Below are 18,913 nucleotides of genomic sequence, written 5' to 3'. Positions count from 1 at the left end.
ACAGGGCAGCCGATGCGTTCAACAACTGGACAGAGCACTCGGCCACTCGGCCGGACGTGCCGGAGCGGCGCGGCGACGGGGTCCGTCGCCGCACCGCTTCTGACGCATCTCAGAATGGGCAGGAAATGACACAGGCATGCCACAGGCGTGCGACGGCTGCGGCACGGCTCGCCGGGTCGTGGAGCCGGTGGCCGCCGATGGCCGTCCGCCCTTCGACGAGGCGGGGCCCCCGATGTGTTGCCCGGCTCCGGGCGGTCAGTTGCCCAGGTCCGCCAGCTGATCGAACCCCGGGATCTCCCGAGGGCTGCGCGTCCCCGGGCCGATGTACGTCGCCGACGGCCGCACCAGGCGGCCCGTCCGCTTCTGCTCCAGGATGTGCGCCGACCAGCCCGCCGTACGGGCACACGTGAACATCGACGTGAACATGTGCGCCGGGACCTCGGCGAAGTCCAGCATGATCGCCGCCCAGAACTCCACGTTCGTCGCCAGCACCCGGTCCGGGCGGCGCGCGTGCAGTTCCTCCAGCGCGGCCTTCTCCAGGGCCTGGGCCACCTCGAAGCGCGGTGCGCCCAGCTCCTCGGCCGTGCGCCGCAGCACGCGTGCGCGGGGGTCCTCGGCGCGGTAGACGCGGTGGCCGAAGCCCATCAGCCGCTCACCCTTGTCCAGGGCCTTCTTGACGTACGCGGTGGCGTCCCCGGTCCGCTCGATCTCCTCGATCATGCCGAGGACGCGGGACGGTGCGCCGCCGTGCAGCGGGCCCGACATGGCCCCCACCGCGCCGGACAGCGCGGCGGCCACGTCGGCGCCGGTGGAGGCGATGACGCGGGCGGTGAACGTGGAGGCGTTCATGCCGTGCTCGGCGGCGGACGTCCAGTAGGCGTCCACGGCCTTCACGTGGCGGGGGTCCGGCTCGCCGCGCCAGCGGATCATGAACCGCTCCACGACGGAGTGCGCCTTGTCGATCTCGCTCTGCGGGACCATCGGCACCCCCTGCCCGCGCGCCGACTGGGCGACGTACGAGAGCGCCATGACGGCCGCCCGTGCCAGGTTGTTGCGCGCGGTCTCCTCGTCGATGTCCAGGAGCGGTTTCAGGCCCCACACGGGCGCGAGCATCGCCAGCGCGGACTGCACGTCGACCCGGATGTCACCGGAGTGGACCGGGATCGGGAAGGGCTCGGCCGGCGGCAGACCGGGGTTGAACGCCCCGTCGACCAGCAGCCCCCAGACATTGCCGAACGACACGTGGCCGACAAGGTCTTCGATGTCGACCCCGCGGTAGCGGAGCGAACCGCCTTCCTTGTCGGGTTCGGCGATCTCCGTTTCGAACGCGACGACTCCTTCGAGTCCGGGTACGAAGTCGGACATCAGGCGGCTCCCTCGGATCGGCGGCTGCGGGCGGGCCGTGACGGGCCCGCCTCACGATATTGGCGGGTTCCGACGTGACCGGGAAGCGTGACATCCGGCACAGCTCCCCGTTCTCCCCGGGATCTCTCCCGGATTCCTCCCGGATCACTCCCGGAACGGTTGGCGGCCCTCCTCGCCGGGCAGACTCGGCGGCTGCGGCAGGATGAGCGTGTGTCCACCGCAGATTCCTCCTCCGATTCCACCACCGATCCGGCCGCTATGCGCGAGCAGTACCGTTCCGAGAGCTTCGCCGAGGACAGCCTGGCCGCCGATCCCATGCAGCAGTTCGCCCGCTGGTTCCGGCAGATCGCCGCAGGCGGAGCGCTGCACGAGCCGAACGCCATGGTGGTGTCCACGGCGACGCCCGACGGCGCGCCGTCCTCCCGGACGGTGCTGCTGAAGATGTACGACGAGCGCGGCTTCGTCTTCTTCACCAACTACGAGTCCCGCAAGGGCCGTGAGCTGGCCGCCAACCCGCGCGTGTCGCTGCTCTTCCCCTGGCACCCGCTGGCCCGCCAGGTCATCGTCACCGGCACCGCGTCCCGCGTCGGCCGCGAGGAGACGGCCGCCTACTTCCGTACCCGCCCCCACGGCTCCCAGCTCGGCGCCTGGGCGAGCGCCCAGTCCTCGGTGATCGGCTCCCGCGAGGAGCTGGTCCGCCGCTACGAGGAGTTGTCGGACCGCTACCCGGAGGGCGAGCAGGTCCCGGCGCCCCCGCACTGGGGCGGCTTCCGGGTGGTCCCCGGCACGATCGAGTTCTGGCAGGGCCACGAGAACCGGCTGCACGACCGGCTGCGCTACGTACGCGAGGACGCGGACGGGGTGGACGGGGCCGCGTGGCGCGTCGAGCGGCTGTGTCCGTAGGACGCCCCGGACACGCAGAAACCCGCAGGCTCTGGTCCCTCCTTGCGGAGGGGCCGGCCGGACTAACCGGCGAGCCTGCGGGTCGGTGACTGCTTGGGATTGGCCGGCGACCGGCCTTGCACTGCAAAGAGTGCGACGACGGGCGTCAGCCCGCAGTCACCTCACGAGTCCGAAAAGAAATCACTTCCGGAGCACCTCCCTTCATGTGTACCCACAGGTTAGGAACCACCCCCGGGGCCGCACAACCGAATTATCGGTGGGGTTGATTTCGGTGAAGTCGCTGTGTGCTGGGTCACGTTCGAGTTCAATGGTCTGACGTGCAGTAATGCCGGACACGTCCTGCAGGGGGTACGGGGATGAGTGCTTCCAGGAGCAGCGGAACCACCGACGCTCTCGGGCCCGAGGAAGGCCCGGAGGGACGGCCCGCACCTGCGGCGGAAACGGCGGAGGCGGCGGACGGACCAGCGCCGATTCCCGGGTCCGAGCTGCTGGCGGCCCTGCTCGACGGAATGGACGCCGCGCTCTGCGCCTTCGACGCGGACGGCACCGTCACCCACTGGAACCGCGAGGCGGAGCGGATTCTCGGTTGGTCGGCGAAGGAGGCCGTCGGGCGGCCGGGGTTCGCCGGCTGGGCCGTGCGGCGGGCGGACGCGGGCGAGATCCAGGGGCGCCTGATGGCCGTCATGGACGGTCCCGGGCGCCAGGTCCACGAGTTCGCGCTGTTGCGCAAGGACGGCGGCCGGGTGCTGGTGCGGACCCAGTCGGCCGGGGTGCGGGGCGCCGACGGGAAGCCGGCCGGGGTGTACTGCGCGTTCGGCGAGGTCCACGCGCAGATCGATCTGGAGCGGGCCATCGCGCTCAGCGAGGCACTGTTCGAGGACGCGTCGTGGGGTGTGGTCCTGGTCGACGTGGACCTGCGGCCGACCGTCGTCAACGCCCACGCCGCCCGCGCGCTGGGCGGCGGCCGCACGGCGCTGCTGGGGCGTCCGCTGGGTGAGCTGATCGTGCAGGGCGTCGAGGACCTGGAGGGCGCGCTCCAGCACGTGCTGGCCGCCGGGGACCCGCCCGCCCCCGTCGAGCTGTGGGTGACGCTGCGGACGGCCGAGGGCAACCGGCGGCGCTGCTGGCGCAGCGGCTTCATGCGGCTGGCCTCGCCGCTCGCGGAGGAGCCGGTGCCGCTGGGCGTCGGCTGGCTGTTCCAGGACATAACCGAGGCGAAACTGGCCGCTCAGGACGCGGACCGGGTGCGCTTCCGGTCGAACCAGCTGCACCGGGCCTCGCGCTCGGCGGCCGAGTGCGACGACCCGATGGAGGCGGCGACCACGTCGCTCGACTACGCGCTCGCGGGCTTCGCCGACCACGCGCTGATCGACCTGGTCGCGGGGGAGCGGCTGGTCCGCGCCGCGGCGACGCCGTCCGACGCGCCGGGCCCGTGCCTGCCGGTGGCCGGTGGCGGTATCCCGCTGCGGTACGTACAGGGCCACCCGGCCCTTCAGGCGGTGGACCGCACGGGCTCGGTACGGGCCACGGCGGGGGCCGGGGCGGCCGGTGAGTGGGCGGCCGGCCGGCAGTGGCCCGCCGACTCGGTGCACGCCCTGTGCGCGGTGCTGCGGAGCCGGGGCCGGACGCTGGGCGTCGTGACGTTCCTGCGCTCGGCCCACCGCGCGGCCTTCGAGCGCCCGGACGCGGTGTACGCGGAAAGCGTGGCGGACCGCGTCGCGGCGTCGGTGGACCTGTACGAGGCGCTGAGGGCCGCCGGCCCCGGCAATCCCAACCCGTCCGGCGTCTGAGGACGGAACCGCCGCCGGGGCGGGCGTTCGCTCCGCAGGCCCGCTCGCCCGCCGCCGAGCGGTCGGTTCAGTGCCGGTAGAAGATCCGGTCCGCGTACTGCGACATCACGCGCCCGTTCCACTCATGGCCGCCGTCGACGTTCCCCGACCGCAGCAGCGGCGGCTCCACGCCCCGCTCCAGCAGCCGCTCCGCAGCGGCCGCCATCATCGCCTGCATCACCGCGCTGGTGACCACCGTGGACGCGGGTGCGAACGGCGCCTCGATGCCGTCCACGTTCAGCTCCGCGTCCCCGATCGCGATCTTGCTGTCCAGCACGATGTCGCAGTGGTCGCGCAGGAAGCCGCCCGAACTGTGCCGGGACCGGGTGCCGTCCGCGTACGCGACCGAGGTGACGCCGATGACCTTCAGGCCCAGCGCACGCGCGTTCATCGCCATCTCCACGGGCAGCGCGTTGCGCCCGGACAGCGAGATGATCACCAGGACGTCGCCCGGCTTCGCGGGGCTGGAGTCGAGGACCGCTCCCGCGAGGCCGTCGACCCGCTCCAGGGCTGAGCCCAGGGTCGCCGGCATGACGTCCACCCCGAGCGTGCCGGGGACGGCCAGGACGTTCATCAGGGCGAGCCCGCCGGCGCGGTAGACGACGTCCTGGGCGGCGAGCGAGGAGTGCCCGGCGCCGAAGGCGAAGAGCCTGCCACCGGCCTCCACGGTGTCCGCGATGGCCGCACCGGCTGCCGCGATGTTCTCGGACTCCTCGTCGCGCACCCGCTCCAGCAGGCCGATCGCTGCGTCGAAGAACTGACCGGCCAGCTTGCTTTCGCTCATCTGAGGAGGGCCTTTCCGGCGGGGTGGGGGTGACCAGGGGCGTCCGTACCGCCGATCACGTTGCGGTCTGGACCAGTGACATGTCAATACCGCGCGGGGGCCCGCGCGGTCACTCCGATGCGCCGCATCGGACCGACGAGGCACGGTTGTCGGTGCTATGCGTCAGAATTGGGTGAGGGCCAGCGCACGATTGCATCGAGGGGCACGAATGTCCGGACTGATCGACACAACGGAGATGTATCTCCGCACCATCCTCGAACTTGAAGAGGAAGGCGTGGTCCCCATGCGCGCCCGGATTGCGGAACGGCTGGACCAGAGCGGTCCGACGGTCAGCCAGACCGTGGCCCGCATGGAGCGCGACGGCCTGGTTCAGGTCGCGGGCGACCGCCATCTGGAGCTGACGGAGGAAGGGCGCCGGCTGGCGACCCGGGTGATGCGCAAGCACCGGCTCGCGGAGTGCCTGCTGGTCGACGTGATCGGCCTGGAGTGGGAGCAGGTCCACGCCGAGGCCTGCCGCTGGGAACACGTGATGAGTGAGGCCGTGGAGCGGCGGGTGCTGGAGCTGCTGCGCCACCCGACGGAGTCCCCGTACGGGAACCCGATCCCGGGCCTGGAGGAGCTGGGCGAGAAGGCCGAGGCCGATCCGTTCCTCGACGAGGGCATGGTGAGCCTCTCGGACCTCGACCCGGGCGCCGAGGGCAAGACCGTGGTGGTCCGCCGGATCGGTGAGCCGATCCAGACGGACGCCCAGCTGATGTACACGCTGCGACGGGCGGGCGTGCAGCCCGGTTCCGTGGTCAGCGTGACGGAGTCGCCCGGTGGCGTACTGGTCGGCAGCAGCGGGGAGGCCGCGGAGCTGGACTCCGAGGTGGCGTCGCACGTCTTCGTCGCCAAGCGCTGATTCACCACCGGGCGCCGCACGCCCGCCGGACGCAGCTTCGCCGCCGGGCACCCACGCGCCGTCCGGCGCCGGGTGTCCGCACGGCGGTCGTTCCACTCCCGCCGTGCGGCCTCGGTCCTTCGGCTCCGGACGTTCGGGTCCCGGCGTCCGGCTCCGGCCGTTCCGGTCCGGCGACCGGTTTTTTTCCGTACGGAACTGCAGCGCTCGGACGGATCGCGTGCCAGGCTGTGGCTGAGGGATACCTGAGAGTGTCGGCCGCCTGGCCGCGCGGTCGGGGAGGGGAGCAGGGTATGCACCCGTCGTATGTGCGTGTCCGGCCTGCGCACCGGACGAGACGTGCGCACACGCCCGCTTCCGGCCCCCGCCGGGGGCCCCGTGAACAGCGGATGGCCCCGGCGCCTCACGGCGCCGGGGCCTGTCCTCCCCTGCTTCCGACCTGGAGCCCCGAGCTCTTCAGGTCGGTCCCTGCGGGCCCTCATCCCCGAGTGGCCCGCCTCCCGGAGAAGATCTCCCCTCAGCGGCCGACGTCAATCCTTGGTAGCGGTCACTCGTACGAGCGGTGTTGCGTGCCGGAACCCGGTTTTCGAATAAGAGTTCGATAGTCTGCTGGGACGCGACCACACGGTGATCGAGGGACCAGAAGGGGGTGCCAGAACTATGGTGCGGCGCATCGATGTGACCGGAACCGACGGCGTACGCCTCGCGGCCTGGGAGTTCGCCGATCCGCCCAAGGAGCGCGCGGAGACCGACCGCGCCCCCGGCGTCTTACTGCTCCACGGCCTGATGGGCCGCGCCTCGCACTGGGCCTCCACGACCCGCTGGCTCGCTGAGCGGCACCGCGCGGTCGGCCTCGACCAGCGGGGCCACGGCCGCAGCGAGAAGCCCGCAGAGGGCCCGTACACGCGCGACGCCTACGTCGCCGACGCCGAGGCCGCGATCGAACAGCTCGGCCTCGCCCCCGTGACCCTCGTCGGGCACTCCATGGGAGCGCTCACCGCCTGGCAGCTCGCCGCCAAGCGCCCCGACCTGGTCCGGGCACTGGTCATCTGCGACATGCGGGCCTCCGCACTCGGCGCGGCCTCGCAGCGGGAGTGGGAGGACTGGTTCAAGTCCTGGCCGGTGCCGTTCGCGACCCTGTCCGACGTGCGGAAGTGGTTCGGGGAGGACGACCCCTGGGTGGAGCGGCCCAACCCCTCGCGCGGGGAGTTCTTCGCCGAGGTGATGGCCGAGCGCGCCGACGGCTGGCGGCCCGTCTTCTCCCGCCGCCAGATGCTCCAGTCCCGCGCCACCTGGGTCTTCGAGGCGCACTGGGAGGAGCTGGCCCAGGTCGACTGCCCGACCCTGGTGCTCCGGGGGCTGGACGGCGAGCTGGGCCGGGCCGAGGCCCAGGAGATGGTCCGGGTGCTGCCGCGCGGGCAGTACGCGGAGGTCGCCGACGCCGGCCACCTCGTCCACTACGACCAGCCCGACGGCTGGCGGGCCGCGGTCGAACCCTTCCTGGAACAGCTGGCCGAGGACGACCGGCAGCCGGTGTCCCCGTAACCCGCGAAGGGGAGCCCGCCGCCCCCTGCGGACCGAGGCTCACCCTTCGCGGGCCGAGGCTCACCCCTTGCTGACCGCCGCCAGGATCTCCGGCAGCCGGTTTGCCGTACGGGGCGCCGCCACCCGCAGTCCGGCCCAGGCGATCAGCGCCCCGTACACACCACCCGCCGGCAGCAGCACCCACAGCCACTCCTGCGCACCGGCGACGCGCAGCCAGATCGTCGCGGCGATCACCGGCGAGCACAGCAGCGCGGCCGAGACCATGCCGCCGAAGATCGACATCCAGGCGAGCCCGGCCTGCCCCGGCGCCACGTTCTTGAACGCGCCGTCCTGCGGGATCGAGTACGGCAGGTTCGCCGAGGCCACCGCGCCCGTCGCCAGCATCGCGCCCAGCAGCGCGAACGACAGCCCCATGACCCCCGGCAGCTGCTCCCAGTCCCCGAGCAGCGCGCACGTCAGCACCGTCACCAGGACCGTGTAGGGAAGGGTGATCAACAGCAGCGCCAGCGAGCGCGCCCGCAGCTCCAGGTACGCGTCCCGGGTCGAGGAAATCGTCAGGGCCACCATCCAGAAGGCGGAGGTGTCCTGCCCGAACTGGTTGTACATCTGGATGCCGAGCATCCCCGCGGCGAAGCAGGCGAAGTAGACGGAGCCGGTGCCCTGGAGGGCGTTGAGCAGCGGCACGATCAGCCCGATGGCCAGTGCCGTCACCCACGCGGCCTTCGTCTTCGGGTCCCGGGCGACGTAGCGCAGGCTGCGCTGCATCACCGTGCCGGTGCGCCCCTCGGGGAGCAGCGCCCAGACGCCGGAGCCGCGCGAGCCGGACTTCGTCCGGGCCGGCTCGGCGGCGGCGAGCGTCGAGCCGTCCGGCGCCGTCATCAGCTTCACCAGGCTGCGCTGCCACCACCACACCAGCAGGGCCAGCGCCGCCGCGGAGAGCAGCAGCTGGACGGCGGCCCGGCCGTAGGAGCCCTGGGAGGCTGAGTGCACCGAGCCGATGGCCGAGGCGGGCGGCACCCAGCGCACCACCTCCGCCGCCGGGTCCAGCGCGGAGAGCCCGCCGGCCCGGCCGAGCCGCTGCGCCCCGAAGTTGACGGCCTGGATGCCCACGGCGATCACCAGTCCGCTGAGCACCGCCAGGTCGCGGCCCTTGCGGGAGGTCAGCAGCCGGCTGTTGGCCGTGGCGACGGCCCGTGCCAGCGCCACGCAGACCAGCAGGGTGAGCGGGGCGGCCAGGACCGCGAACACCACCGCGCCCGCCCCGTGGGCCAGCGCGATCACCGAACCGGCCGCCAGGCAGAGCGTGAACAGGGGCCCGATGCCGACCAGCGAGGCCGTCAGCAGTGCGGCGATCAGCGGCCTCGGCCGCAGCGGCAGCATCACGAGGCGGCTCGGGTCGAGGGTCTCGTCCCCGGCGGAGAAGAACAGCGGCATCACGGCCCAGCCGAGCGCCAGGACCGCGGCCAGCAGCACCACGAGCGATTCCGCGTGGGCGTTGCCGCGCAGCGCGATCAGCGCGATGAGCTGGCCGGCGGCGATCAGCAGGGTGACGACGACGGACGTGATGTACGCGGCCCGCCGCCCGGAGGACTGCCGCAGCCCGTTGCGCAGCAGCGTCAGCTTGAGCCGTACGAAGACGGGGATCAGGGCCGTGCCCTCCGTGCCGCCCGTCCGGGGCCCCGACCCCGCCGGGGTGTCGAGCACGCTCATCGGGCGCCGCCCAGCCAGTCCAGGGTGGCGCCGCCGTCGCGGCCGCCCGCGCCGACGAGCTCCAGGAACGCGTCCTGGAGCGAGGGCGCGTCGCCGCGCACCTGCGCCAGGGTGCCCTGGGACCGGATGGTGCCGGCCGCCATGACGGCCACCCAGTCGCAGAGCGACTCGACGAGCTCCATCACGTGGCTGGAGAAGATGACGGTCGCCCCGGAGCGGGTGTAGCGCTCGAGGACGCCGCGGATGGTCTGCGCCGACACCGGGTCGACGCCCTCGAACGGCTCGTCCAGGAAGAGCACTTCGGGGTTGTGCAGCAGCGCCGCCGCGAGCCCGATCTTCTTCCGCATGCCGGTCGAGTAGTCGACGACCAGCTTGTGCTGGGCGCCCGCCAGGTCCAGTACGTCCAGCAGCTGGGTGGCGCGGCTGTCCGTCTCGGGCCCCGGCAGTCCGCGCAGCCGGCCGGTGTAGCCGAGCAGTTCGCGTCCCGAGAGGCGCTCGAAGAGCCGCAGGCCCTCGGGCAGCACCCCGATCCGGGACTTCACCTCGACCGGATCGCGCCAGACGTCCCGCCCGCCGACCTCGATCCGGCCCATGTCGGGCCGGAGCAGCCCGGTGACCATCGACAGGGTGGTGGTCTTGCCCGCGCCGTTGGGCCCGACCAGACCGATGAACTTCCCTGCGGGCAGCTCCAGATCGATTCCGGCCACCGCCGTCTGCTCGCCGAACCGTTTCCAGAGTCCCTCCACGCGCACGGCGGGTGGTGTCACCCGCGAGGTGTCCGCTTCGGCCGCCTGCTCTGTCCTGTCGCTCTCGTGCCGGTCCGGCATCGTGCACGCCCTTCGAAGTCCCCGTATGTGGGGGCCACCCTACGAAAGGCGGGTCCGTGCGTCAGCAGCTTCCCGGCCGCAGGCGTACGCGAGCGGGCTGATCAGCTCCTCCACCTCGGGCAGCCAGCGGTTGGCGGTGGTGGGGCGGCGCACCCACTGCACCACGCCGCTGCCGCCGACCCGGGTCGGCGGGGCCGTCACGTACTGGCCCTCGCCGCAGCCGCGCAGTTCGATCGCGGCGGCGCTCCAGCCCAGCCGCCGCACCAGTGCGTCGGCCTTGGCGGCGGCGCCCGGCAGGACGAAGAACTGCATCCGCCGGTCGGGGCCACGGGTGACCGGGCCGAGCGGCAGGCTCAGGCGCTCCATCCGGGCGAGTGCGAGGAACCCCGCCGACTCCGGTACGTCGATCGCGTCGAAGGCGCGGCCGGTCGGCAACAGGATGGACGCCCGAGGCTGCCGCTCCCACATCCGGCGGGCCGCCGCACCGCTGCCGGTGGCCAGTCCCGCCCAGTCGGCCCGGGTGGGATGCGCGCCGGGAACCGCGCACCGGCTCTCGCCGCACGAGCACCGTTCCGCCCCCTCGGCCGGCTCCAGCCAGGTGCCGGGGCACACGTCCCAGTGCCGCTCCTCCGCGTACCGCACGGCGGCGTCGAGCAGCGGCTCGGCACGCTGCTGGGGGACCTGTGCGGCTTCCATGACTCCGATGGGATCTTCCACGCACAGCACAACTCCCGTCATCACCTTGGGTTACGGGCGTGGCCTGCGCTGTTGGGGGCCGCCTGGGACGGGCGCCGGCTCCCGCACACGGGGCGCATCGATGCATGTGCGGGGGCGCGCGGTAGGCGTCACGACGAAGGACGGGTAACCAGATACGGGAATTCCGGCACAGTTCGTCTCGCATCTTAGAGCGCTTGCTGTGACGAAAGATGCAAGACGTCGTGAAAGTGACCAACACGATGAATCGCCGCATTTCTCAGGCATATGTCGGGCAGTGATCCCGCAACGATCACTGCGGCCTCAGGGGGATAAACATGGCAGCCAGGCCTCTCGTCGCACGTCAGCCGAACGAACGGCTGCAGGCGCTCATTCAGGAAGCCGGATGTTCCAACGCGGGCCTGGCCCGCCGCGTCAACATGGTCGGTGCCGAACGCGGCCTCGACCTCCGGTACGACAAGACCTCGGTGGCCCGCTGGCTGCGCGGACAGCAGCCACGCGGCAGGGCGCCGGGGATCATCGCCGAGGCTCTCGGCCGCAAGTTGGGCCGTACCGTCACGATCGACGAGATCGGGATGGCCAACGGCAAGAACCTCGCCTCCGGTGTGGGGCTGCAGTTCGCCCCCACGGTCATCGGGGCGATCGAGCAGGTCTGCGAGCTGTGGCGCAGCGACGTCGGCCGCCGCGACTTCCTCACCGGCTCGGCGGTGGCCTCCTCGGCGCTGGTCGAACCCAGCCGGGACTGGCTGATCAGCGGCGCCGACCCACAGGTCGCACGGGCGGCCGGGGCCCGGGTCGGGATGCCGGACGTGGAGGCGGTGCGGGCGATGACGGCCGCGCTGGTCGACCTCGACCACCGGTTCGGCAGCGGACATGTGCGGCCGGTCCTGGTGCACTACCTCAACAGCGTTGTCTCCGGGCTGCTTTCGGGCGCGTACCGCGAATCGACCGGGCGGCAGCTGTTCGCGGCGGTCGCGCGGCTCACCGAACTCGCCGGATACATGGCCATCGACACCGGCCAGCCGGGCCTCGCCCAGCGCTACTACATCCAGGCGCTGCGCCTGGCCCAGGCGGCCGGCGACCGCGCCTACGGCGGCTATGTGCTGGCCGCCTCGATGAGCCATCTCGCGGCCCAGCTCGGCAATCCGCGCGAGATCGCCCAACTGGCCAGGGCGGCGCAGGAGGGCGCGCGCGGCCGGGTCACACCGAGGGCGGAGGCGATGTTCTACGCCGCCGAGGCACGCGGCCACGCCCTCCTCGGGGACGCCGGGACCTGTCAGTCGGTCGCGGGGCTCGCGCAGGCGGCCCTGGAGCGCGCCGACCCGGACAGCGGTGACGACCCGGACTGGATCGCCCACTTCGACCACGCCTACCTGGCCGACGAACTGGCGCACTGCCACCGGGATCTCGGCCAGTCGGAGGCCGCCGCGCGCCGGGCGAAGGAGTCCCTGGACGGCCACCCGGAGTCGAGGGCCCGCCGCCGCGGCATCGGCCTGGCGCTGCTGGCCACGGCACAGGTGCAGATGCGCGAGGTCGAGCAGGCCTGCCACACCGGGACGCGCGCGATGGAGCTGCTGGGCTCGGTGCGCTCCAGCCGGGGCGCGGAGTACCTGGAGGACCTCCAGCAGCGGCTGGTGCCGTACGGGGACGAGCCCGCGGTACGGGAGTTCGGGGCCCGTCTGGAGCTCCAGGCGGCGTGATCCAGAGGGTGCGGCCGGGGCCCTGCGGGGTGGTCCGGCCCGGCCCGCCCCTTAACTGCGTCTTAAGGCCACTGAGTGTTACAGCCGGTGTGAAGGGGTGGTGAGTGACCTCACGCGCTTGGCGAAGGGCGGCTGCCACCCGATAGCGTGAGCCGACGATTCCATAGGTACACACGTAGGAGTCCCGGTGACACAGAGCGGACAGGGCGACGAGCAGCAGCTCCCTGCTGTACGACCCGCGCACGAGGGTGTCGTGCTGCCCGCGGGTGGCGGCGAGCCCTGGACGCCGGGTACGCCCGCAGACCAGTCGGCCCCGTCGGAAGGCCGGCCGTGGGGCCAGCCCTGGGGGCCGCAGGCTCCGCACCAGGACGCCGCGTCGCAGGGCCGGTACGGACAGCAGGAGAGCCAGGCGCCCGCGTACGGGCAGCAGCACGGGCAGTACGGCCAGGGGCAGCAGCAGCCGCCGGCGTACGGCCAGGGGCAGCAGCAGGGCCAGTACGACCAGGGGCAGTACGGGCAGGGACAGCAGCCGGGACCGGCCTACGGCGGGCAGCAGCCGCTGCCGCCCGCCCGGCCGCAGTCCCCGTACGCCCAGCCGCTGCCGCCCGAGGCGGTGCCCGGCATGGGCATGGGCGGGGACTCGGACGCCACGCAGTACATCGCGCCGGTGCCCCCGGGCCCCGCGCCCGGCGGGCTGCCGCCGGAGAGCCCCGCGGAGTCGACCCAGTACCTGGGCCGGCAGGGGTACCAGCAACCGCAGCCGCAGCAGGGCGGCCAGGACTCCGACGCGACCCAGTACATACCCCCGGTGCCCGGCGGTGCCCCGTACGGAATCAGGCCCGGTACGCCCGGTGAGCGCCCGCCGCCCGCCGAGTTCGACAACCTCTTCCGCAGCGACGGGCCCGCGGGCGCCACGCAGCAGATGCCCCGGTTCGACCCCGCGCAGCAGCAGGCCCCGCAGTACCAGGGCCCCCCGCAGCCCCAGCAGTCCTACCAGCAGCCGCCCCCGTACAGCGGACCCGAGGGCGGGCTGCCGGGCGACGGGCGCGAGGAGCGGCGCAAGCGGCCCGCGCACGTCCCGCTGATCGCCGCGGTCGTCGTCGGTTGCGCCGTGATCGGGCTCGGCGCCGGTGCGCTGCTGAGCGGTGGCGACGACGACGGCAAGGACAGCAAGCAGCCGGTGGCCTCGGCGAGTTCACCCGCCGCCCAGCCCTCCACCAAGGCCGCGGTCGACCCGGCGAAGCCGCAGGCCGAGGCGCTGGACAAGCTGCTCGCCGACAGCAACAACAGCCGGGCCGCGGTCATCGGCGCGGTGGAGAAGACCAAGACCTGCACCAACCTCGACAAGGCCGTGTCGGACCTGAAGGGCGCCGCCCAGCAGCGCCGCGACCTGGTCACCCGGCTCAAGGGACTGTCGGTCGACAAGCTGCCGGCCAACGGCGACCTGACCGCCTCGCTCACCAAGGCCTGGCAGGCGTCCGCCTCCGCCGACGACCACTACGCGGCCTGGGCCGCGCAGGCCAAGAGCAAGAAGGTCTGCAAGCACGGCAAGGCCCGGACGACCTCGCAGACGCAGGCGGCCAACGTGCAGAGCGGCGAGGCGAGCAAGGCCAAGCGCGAGGCGTCCAAGCTGTGGAACACCATCGCGAAGAAGTACGGCCTGACCGAGCGCGAGGCCACCGCGCTCTGACGTGGCGGGGGCGGGGCCGGGCGGACGGGCCCGCCCGCCCCGGGGCGCGGGACGGGCTCAGTCGGTGGCGCTCGCGTCCGACAGGGTCTTCGTCACGTCCACGAAGCCCTTCTTGTCGGCGACCAGCTTGCCGTCCCGCACGACCTGGAACGTCACCTTGCTGTTCACGATGCGTGGGTACGCGTCCGAGCCGATCATGTCCTCGTAGCGCCAGCGCAGTTCGGGGGTGAGGCCGCCGGTGTCGACCCGGATGCCCTTGTTCAGGGCCTTGGTGACCCTGCCCGCGGTGATCGCCGGCTCGTTCAGGGACTCGACGATGGACTTCAGGGCGGTGTAGGCGATCCAGGTGGTCTGCACGCCCGTGTCGTCCGGGTCGATGCGGTTGTCGCCGAAGGCGTGCTCGCGGATCACCTGGCGCATCCCGTTCCAGCGGGCGTCGCCCATGTCCGGGTACCAGCCGGTGACGTACGCGCCCTCGAACGGACTGTCGCGGCCGCCGGTGCGGTCGATGAGCGGCTGGCCCACGCTGCCGAGCACCGAGGAGATGCTGACCTTCGCGGCCGTCGGCGCCAGCCGCCGGAAGGAGTCGAAGAAGGTCTCCGTGCGGTCGCCCAGCACGGCCGTCACGCACCCGCCGGCCGCGCCCGCCCCGTCCAGCGCCCGGCCGGCCGCGTCGTCGTACGAAGTGGCCGTCTCCGCCGCCCGGATGTCGAGGGGCGCGGGCCGGCGGGCCTCGGTGAGGCCGGTCCGCAGGAGCCACGACTGCCCGTCGCCGCCCAGCGTGTCCGGCCGCACCAGGGATACCCGCTCGCAACCCCGGGCCAGCTGCTTGGCGTTGCCCGCCAGCAGCGCTGACTGGCCGCCGGTCACCGGGTAGGACATGTAGCTGCGGAACTCCTCCTCGGAGGCGCCGTAGCCGCCTATGTAGGGAATCCCGGCCACTTCGAGCGGCGCCATGAACGCCCGCCCGTACCGGCTGTACGAGCCGACGACCGCGACCGCCTTCTCCTCGACGGCCCGGCGGGCGCACCTGCCCGCGCCGACCGAGGTGTCCTGTTCGTCGCAGGTGACGACGCGCAGCTTGTGCCCGTCGATCCCGCCGCCGGTGTTGACCCAGCGCGCGTAGGTCTGCGCCATGGCCGTCATGCCCGCCATGCTGGCGCTGTCCGGACCGGATGCGCCGCTGGGCGCCCAGGTGACGACGGTGACGGGCTCCCTGGAGTCCCCCGAGGCCCCAGGGAGCACACCGCAGCCGGTCAGCAGCAGGGCCCCTGCCGCCACTGCGCCGATGAACGGCCTGGAAGGGCGGGGAAGGATGGGGCGCTGCCGTCCGGTCATGGGCCCAGACCTTTCCCGGCTCCGGGTAACGCCGCAGTGTGCTCCGTTCAACGCTCGGTGACATCCGGGTGAATTACAGGGGGCCGCACAGGGTGCCGCACGGAGTGTCGTAAAGGGAACGTACGATCGACAGCTGTGCAGCAAGGTTCCGAGAACACTTCCCGTCGCGGCCGTCGCTCCTCCACCATGGGCGGCATGCCGCTCAACGACATTCCGTGGTGGCGCTGGCGCAGCAACGTGCGCTCGGCGCTGCACATGCTCTCCGACCCCGTCTTCCACCACGAGTGCTGGCTGGCCGGCCGGGAGGGGTACGGCGACGTCACCGACGCCGTGTACCGCCTGGTCGAGGACACCTGGCTCGACAACTGGTCCGCCGAGAAGTACGTCGGCACGGTCTTCCGGGACTCCGGCGAGGCCGCCCTCGTGGACGTCGCCGTGCTGCGGGTGCTGCGCATCATGCACCAGGTCGGCGCGGACGCCCCCGTCTCCGCCTACCTGGAGCACCACGGCTGGCCGGAGGCCGTCAGGGCCGCCCGCGAGGCCCATGTGCTGCTCGCCTCGAACGACGGCGAGGACCCGGACGTACCGCCGCGCTCGCTGGACGTGCTCCGCATCATGACCAGAACGGCCTGAGATCCGGGCGGTGTGGCACCCTACGGGGATGACCGCGCCGCAGCCCGCCGAAACCGTCTCCTCAGCTGTCCCGGACGCCGCGTCCGAGCAGTACGTACTCACGCTCTCCTGCCCGGACAAACAGGGCATCGTGCACGCCGTGTCGAGCTATCTCTTCATGACCGGCTGCAACATCGAGGACAGCCAGCAGTTCGGGGACCACGACACGGGTCTGTTCTTCATGCGCGTCCACTTCTCGGCGGACGGCCCGGCGGTGACCCCGGAGAAGCTGCGGGCGAGCTTCGCCGCGATCGGCGACTCCTTCCGGATGGAGTGGCAGATCCACCGGTCCTCGGACCGGATGCGGGTCGTGCTCATGGTCAGCAAGTTCGGCCACTGCCTGAACGACCTGCTGTTCCGCTCCAGGACGGGGGCGCTGCCGGTCGAGATCGCCGCGGTCGTCTCCAACCACACGGACTTCGCCGAGCTCGTCGCCTCCTACGACGTCCCCTTCCGGCACATCCCGGTGACCAGGGACAACAAGGCGGAGGCCGAGGCGCGGCTGCTGGAGCTGGTCCGCGAGGAGGATGTGGAACTGGTCGTCCTGGCCCGCTACATGCAGGTCCTCTCGGACGACCTCTGCAAGCAGCTGAGCGGCCGGATCATCAACATCCACCACTCCTTCCTGCCGAGCTTCAAGGGCGCCAAGCCGTACCACCAGGCGCACGCCCGAGGCGTGAAGCTCATCGGTGCCACCGCGCACTACGTGACGGCCGACCTCGACGAGGGGCCGATCATCGAGCAGGAGGTCGAGCGGGTGAGCCACGGCGTCACGCCGGACCAGCTGGTCGCCACCGGGCGCGATGTGGAGTGCCGGGCGCTGGCGCGCGCGGTGAAGTGGCACGCGGAGCACCGCATCCTGCTGAACGGCCGCCGCACGGTGGTCTTCCCGTAGGGTCCCGGCCCCGCGCCCGGACCGGGCGCGGCTGTCACAGCCTGCTGAGCGAGGCCGCCGCGTACAGCACGTCGTGGATGGCCTCGCGGTCCCCGCGCTGACCGGCCGCCGTCTCCACGGGCGGCACATGGCCCGCCAGCAGCTCGCAGAACTCGGTGCCGTCCAGCGCGACCTGCGCCACCGCGTGGTCCGGGGAGCCGACCGCGGCCGGGGAGTCCAGCGCGATGTACCAGTTGCCGCCACCCAGGCCCTCGACCTCCAGATGGAGCGAGCGGCCCGGTGAACCGGCCGTCACCAGATGGCGGGCCGGACCGGCGAGCCCCGCGCGCCGCCGCCCGGCCAGGGCCGCCGGGAGCATCCGGGCCGCCAGGTCGATCATCCGGTTCAGATGGGGTGCGGAGGGCGTCTCGTACGGGTAGTCCACCGCCCTGGCGATGTCGCCGCCGTGCACCCAGCACTCGAAGGCGCGGTCCACCAGGGCGTCCTGAAGTGGCAGCGCGAAGTCCCCGTAGGAGACCGAGAGGTCCGAGACCCCGCGTCCGGCGAAGGACACGGTGCGGATGAGGGTGTGGCTCTGCTCCCGCCACGGCTCACGCACGGCGCGGGTCGGCGGCAGCTGCGCCGAGGACCAGTACGTCTCGGTGCGCGCGGTGGGTGCGAGCACCGGTCCCGGTCCCCGGCGCGGGACGCCCGGGACGCTGTCGGCGAGCGGGTCGTCGAGGCCGAGGGCGGTGCTGACCAGCCCGTCGACGGTCATGAGGTGGCCGATCACTCCGGCGACCGTCGTCTTGCGGCTGACGCCGCGCTCGCCCTCGAACCACTTCAGCCGCACCGGCGCGTGCCACTCGGACGCGCCGATGTCGCGCAGCAGTGCGTCGAGGCGGGCGGTCTCCGCGTCGTACGGGGCCGCCCAGTCGGGCACCGGGATCCTGGCCGGCCGGCGGCTCAGGCAGTTGTCCAGCACCCGGGACCTGAGCAGCGGATCGAGGTCCAGGCTGCCGTCGGTGTGCAGCAGCCCGACCGCGTCGCGCAGCCGCAGCGCCTCGTCCGCACAGGGCGCGCACTCCGTGAGGTGCTCCTCGACGGCCTCGGTCTCCTCGGTGGAGCAGGCGGAGAGCGCCCATGCGCCGAGGAGGGCCTTCAGCACGCGGTGCGGGAGCACCAGGGCCGGTGGGAACGGCGGAGGCGGTGGTGGCGGGCTGTCTGCCCGGTTCGCTGCCGCTTCCGGTTCCACTTCCGGTTCCGGTTCGCGTTCCGCTTCCGGTTCGGGTGGTACGGGTTCCGGCTCGGGTACGGGTGGCGTCACGTGGTCCATGTCGAAGTCGTCCGCCGCTGCCCGTGGTCCCGGTATACGACGGGCGTCGCGCACCTCGTCGTCCTGGCCGCCCCGCTCGCGGCCCGCGCCGTCGGGCCCTTCCGCGTCGTCGGTCACAGCCGCCGCCCGTATCCGGGCGGCGAGGAGTCCTCGAGGGGACGGGTGTGGGCGGTGGAGAGGAGCTGGAGTCCGAGTCGCAGCCGGCGCCGGGCCTCGTCCTCGGTGACTCCGAGGTCGGCCGCGGTCTGCCGGTAGTCCCGGCGCTGGATGTACGCGAGCTCCAGCGCGGCCCGCAGCGGCGCGGGCATGGACGCGACGATGTAGTCGGCACGGGCCGCGGCGGTGGCCCGGCGCACCCGCTCCTCCAGCTCGGCCGGGTCCGCGCGGGCCCCGCCGTCCTCCGCGTCCTCGCAGGTGCCCGGGTCGGCGGCGGTGCTGCGCAGCCGGCGCACGGACTGGTGGTGGGTGAGCCTGGCCACCCAGGACCGCATCGAGCCCTGCTTGGGGTCGTAGGCGTCGGGGTTCTCCCACACGTACCCGAAGACCTCGCGGGTCACCAGGTCCGCGGCGCTCTCGTCGTCGAGCATCCGGTGGGCCTGGCTGTGCACGAGCGAGGCGAACCGGTCGTAGAGCTCCCCGAGGGCGGCCGCCTCACCGCGTGCCAGCCGCTGCTGCATCTTGCGGTCCCAGCGGGGTGGTGCGTTATTAGCCATGAGACCCCCAGCCCT

Annotated in this window: 16 protein-coding genes; 8 read left to right on the top strand and 8 right to left on the bottom strand. The window is 72.6% G+C overall.

All coding sequences use genetic code 11. The annotated features are described in order from the left end of the window. Positions 1-255 precede the first annotated feature (255 nt). Entirely contained in the window at positions 256-1,365 is a 1,110-nt protein-coding gene (locus tag EDD93_RS07105) for a citrate synthase 2 (RefSeq protein ID WP_123524344.1), read from the bottom strand. 258 nt (positions 1,366-1,623) lie between these two features. Here EDD93_RS07105 and pdxH point away from each other — a divergent pair, with 258 nt between their 5' ends. Together pdxH and EDD93_RS07095 are read left to right on the top strand one after the other, a co-directional pair. Continuing rightward, the gene (pdxH, locus tag EDD93_RS07100; protein WP_123527624.1) at positions 1,624-2,268 is read left to right on the top strand and encodes a pyridoxamine 5'-phosphate oxidase; all 645 of its coding nucleotides are present in this window, start codon (positions 1,624-1,626) and stop codon (positions 2,266-2,268) included. A 356-nt stretch (positions 2,269-2,624) separates the two neighbouring features. Then, positions 2,625-4,058, top strand: a complete 1,434-nt coding sequence (locus EDD93_RS07095) for a PAS domain-containing protein (protein WP_123524343.1) — start codon at positions 2,625-2,627, stop codon at positions 4,056-4,058. 67 nt (positions 4,059-4,125) lie between these two features. On the opposite strand, the gene EDD93_RS07090 is transcribed toward EDD93_RS07095, so the two are convergent. Next, entirely contained in the window at positions 4,126-4,881 is a 756-nt protein-coding gene (locus tag EDD93_RS07090) for an SIS domain-containing protein (protein WP_123524342.1), read from the bottom strand. Positions 4,882-5,089: 208 nt separating this feature from the next. On the opposite strand from EDD93_RS07090, the gene EDD93_RS07085 reads away from it, so the two are divergent. Together EDD93_RS07085 and EDD93_RS07080 are read left to right on the top strand one after the other, a co-directional pair. Then, positions 5,090-5,782, top strand: coding sequence for a metal-dependent transcriptional regulator (locus EDD93_RS07085; protein WP_123524341.1), 693 nt, complete (start codon positions 5,090-5,092; stop codon positions 5,780-5,782). Positions 5,783-6,439: 657 nt separating this feature from the next. Next, the gene (locus EDD93_RS07080; protein ID WP_123524340.1) at positions 6,440-7,324 is read left to right on the top strand and encodes an alpha/beta fold hydrolase; all 885 of its coding nucleotides are present in this window, start codon (positions 6,440-6,442) and stop codon (positions 7,322-7,324) included. Between the two features lie 60 nt (positions 7,325-7,384). Here the strand turns inward: EDD93_RS07080 and EDD93_RS07075 are convergent, their stop codons facing one another. The 3 genes from EDD93_RS07075 to EDD93_RS07065 are packed head-to-tail and all read right to left on the bottom strand — an operon-like array spanning position 7,385 to position 10,557. Then, positions 7,385-9,034: a transporter gene (locus EDD93_RS07075; protein WP_123524339.1), complete on the bottom strand. Its 1,650-nt coding sequence runs from the start codon at positions 9,032-9,034 to the stop codon at positions 7,385-7,387. Continuing rightward, positions 9,031-9,861 (bottom strand): ABC transporter ATP-binding protein, encoded by an 831-nt coding sequence (locus EDD93_RS07070; RefSeq protein ID WP_185092231.1) that lies wholly within the window; start codon positions 9,859-9,861, stop codon positions 9,031-9,033. The genes EDD93_RS07075 and EDD93_RS07070 overlap by 4 nt, the downstream gene beginning before the upstream one ends. A 39-nt stretch (positions 9,862-9,900) precedes the next feature. After that, entirely contained in the window at positions 9,901-10,557 is a 657-nt protein-coding gene (locus EDD93_RS07065) for a bifunctional DNA primase/polymerase (protein ID WP_123524338.1), read from the bottom strand. A 335-nt stretch (positions 10,558-10,892) separates the two neighbouring features. Between EDD93_RS07065 and EDD93_RS07060 the strand changes: the two genes are divergently transcribed. Beyond that, on the top strand, positions 10,893-12,275 hold the full coding sequence (locus EDD93_RS07060) for a transcriptional regulator (RefSeq protein ID WP_123524337.1): 1,383 nt from the start codon (positions 10,893-10,895) through the stop codon (positions 12,273-12,275). A 187-nt stretch (positions 12,276-12,462) separates the two neighbouring features. Continuing rightward, positions 12,463-13,965 (top strand): hypothetical protein, encoded by a 1,503-nt coding sequence (locus tag EDD93_RS07055; protein ID WP_185092230.1) that lies wholly within the window; start codon positions 12,463-12,465, stop codon positions 13,963-13,965. A 57-nt stretch (positions 13,966-14,022) separates the two neighbouring features. Here the strand turns inward: EDD93_RS07055 and EDD93_RS07050 are convergent, their stop codons facing one another. Beyond that, positions 14,023-15,303, bottom strand: a complete 1,281-nt coding sequence (locus EDD93_RS07050; RefSeq protein ID WP_123524335.1) for an ABC transporter substrate-binding protein — start codon at positions 15,301-15,303, stop codon at positions 14,023-14,025. A 186-nt stretch (positions 15,304-15,489) separates the two neighbouring features. On the opposite strand from EDD93_RS07050, the gene EDD93_RS07045 reads away from it, so the two are divergent. Both EDD93_RS07045 and purU read left to right on the top strand, forming a co-directional pair. Further along, positions 15,490-15,936, top strand: coding sequence for an SCO4402 family protein (locus EDD93_RS07045; protein WP_024494606.1), 447 nt, complete (start codon positions 15,490-15,492; stop codon positions 15,934-15,936). Positions 15,937-15,964: 28 nt separating this feature from the next. Next, positions 15,965-16,870 carry a formyltetrahydrofolate deformylase gene (purU, locus tag EDD93_RS07040; protein WP_123524334.1) on the top strand — a complete coding sequence of 302 codons (906 nt, stop codon included), beginning with the start codon at positions 15,965-15,967 and terminating at the stop codon, positions 16,868-16,870. 34 nt (positions 16,871-16,904) lie between these two features. Here the strand turns inward: purU and EDD93_RS07035 are convergent, their stop codons facing one another. Further along, entirely contained in the window at positions 16,905-18,185 is a 1,281-nt protein-coding gene (locus tag EDD93_RS07035; protein ID WP_260255894.1) for a zf-HC2 domain-containing protein, read from the bottom strand. 113 nt (positions 18,186-18,298) lie between these two features. Beyond that, positions 18,299-18,898, bottom strand: coding sequence for an RNA polymerase sigma factor (locus tag EDD93_RS07030; protein WP_123524332.1), 600 nt, complete (start codon positions 18,896-18,898; stop codon positions 18,299-18,301). Positions 18,899-18,913: the final 15 nt, after the last annotated feature.

The sequence above is a fragment of the Streptomyces sp. 840.1 genome (assembly GCF_003751445.1).
GTDB lineage: Bacteria > Actinomycetota > Actinomycetes > Streptomycetales > Streptomycetaceae > Streptomyces.
The sequence above is the reverse complement of the archived record's forward strand: the minus strand, read 5'-3'. Positions and strand labels throughout refer to the sequence as shown.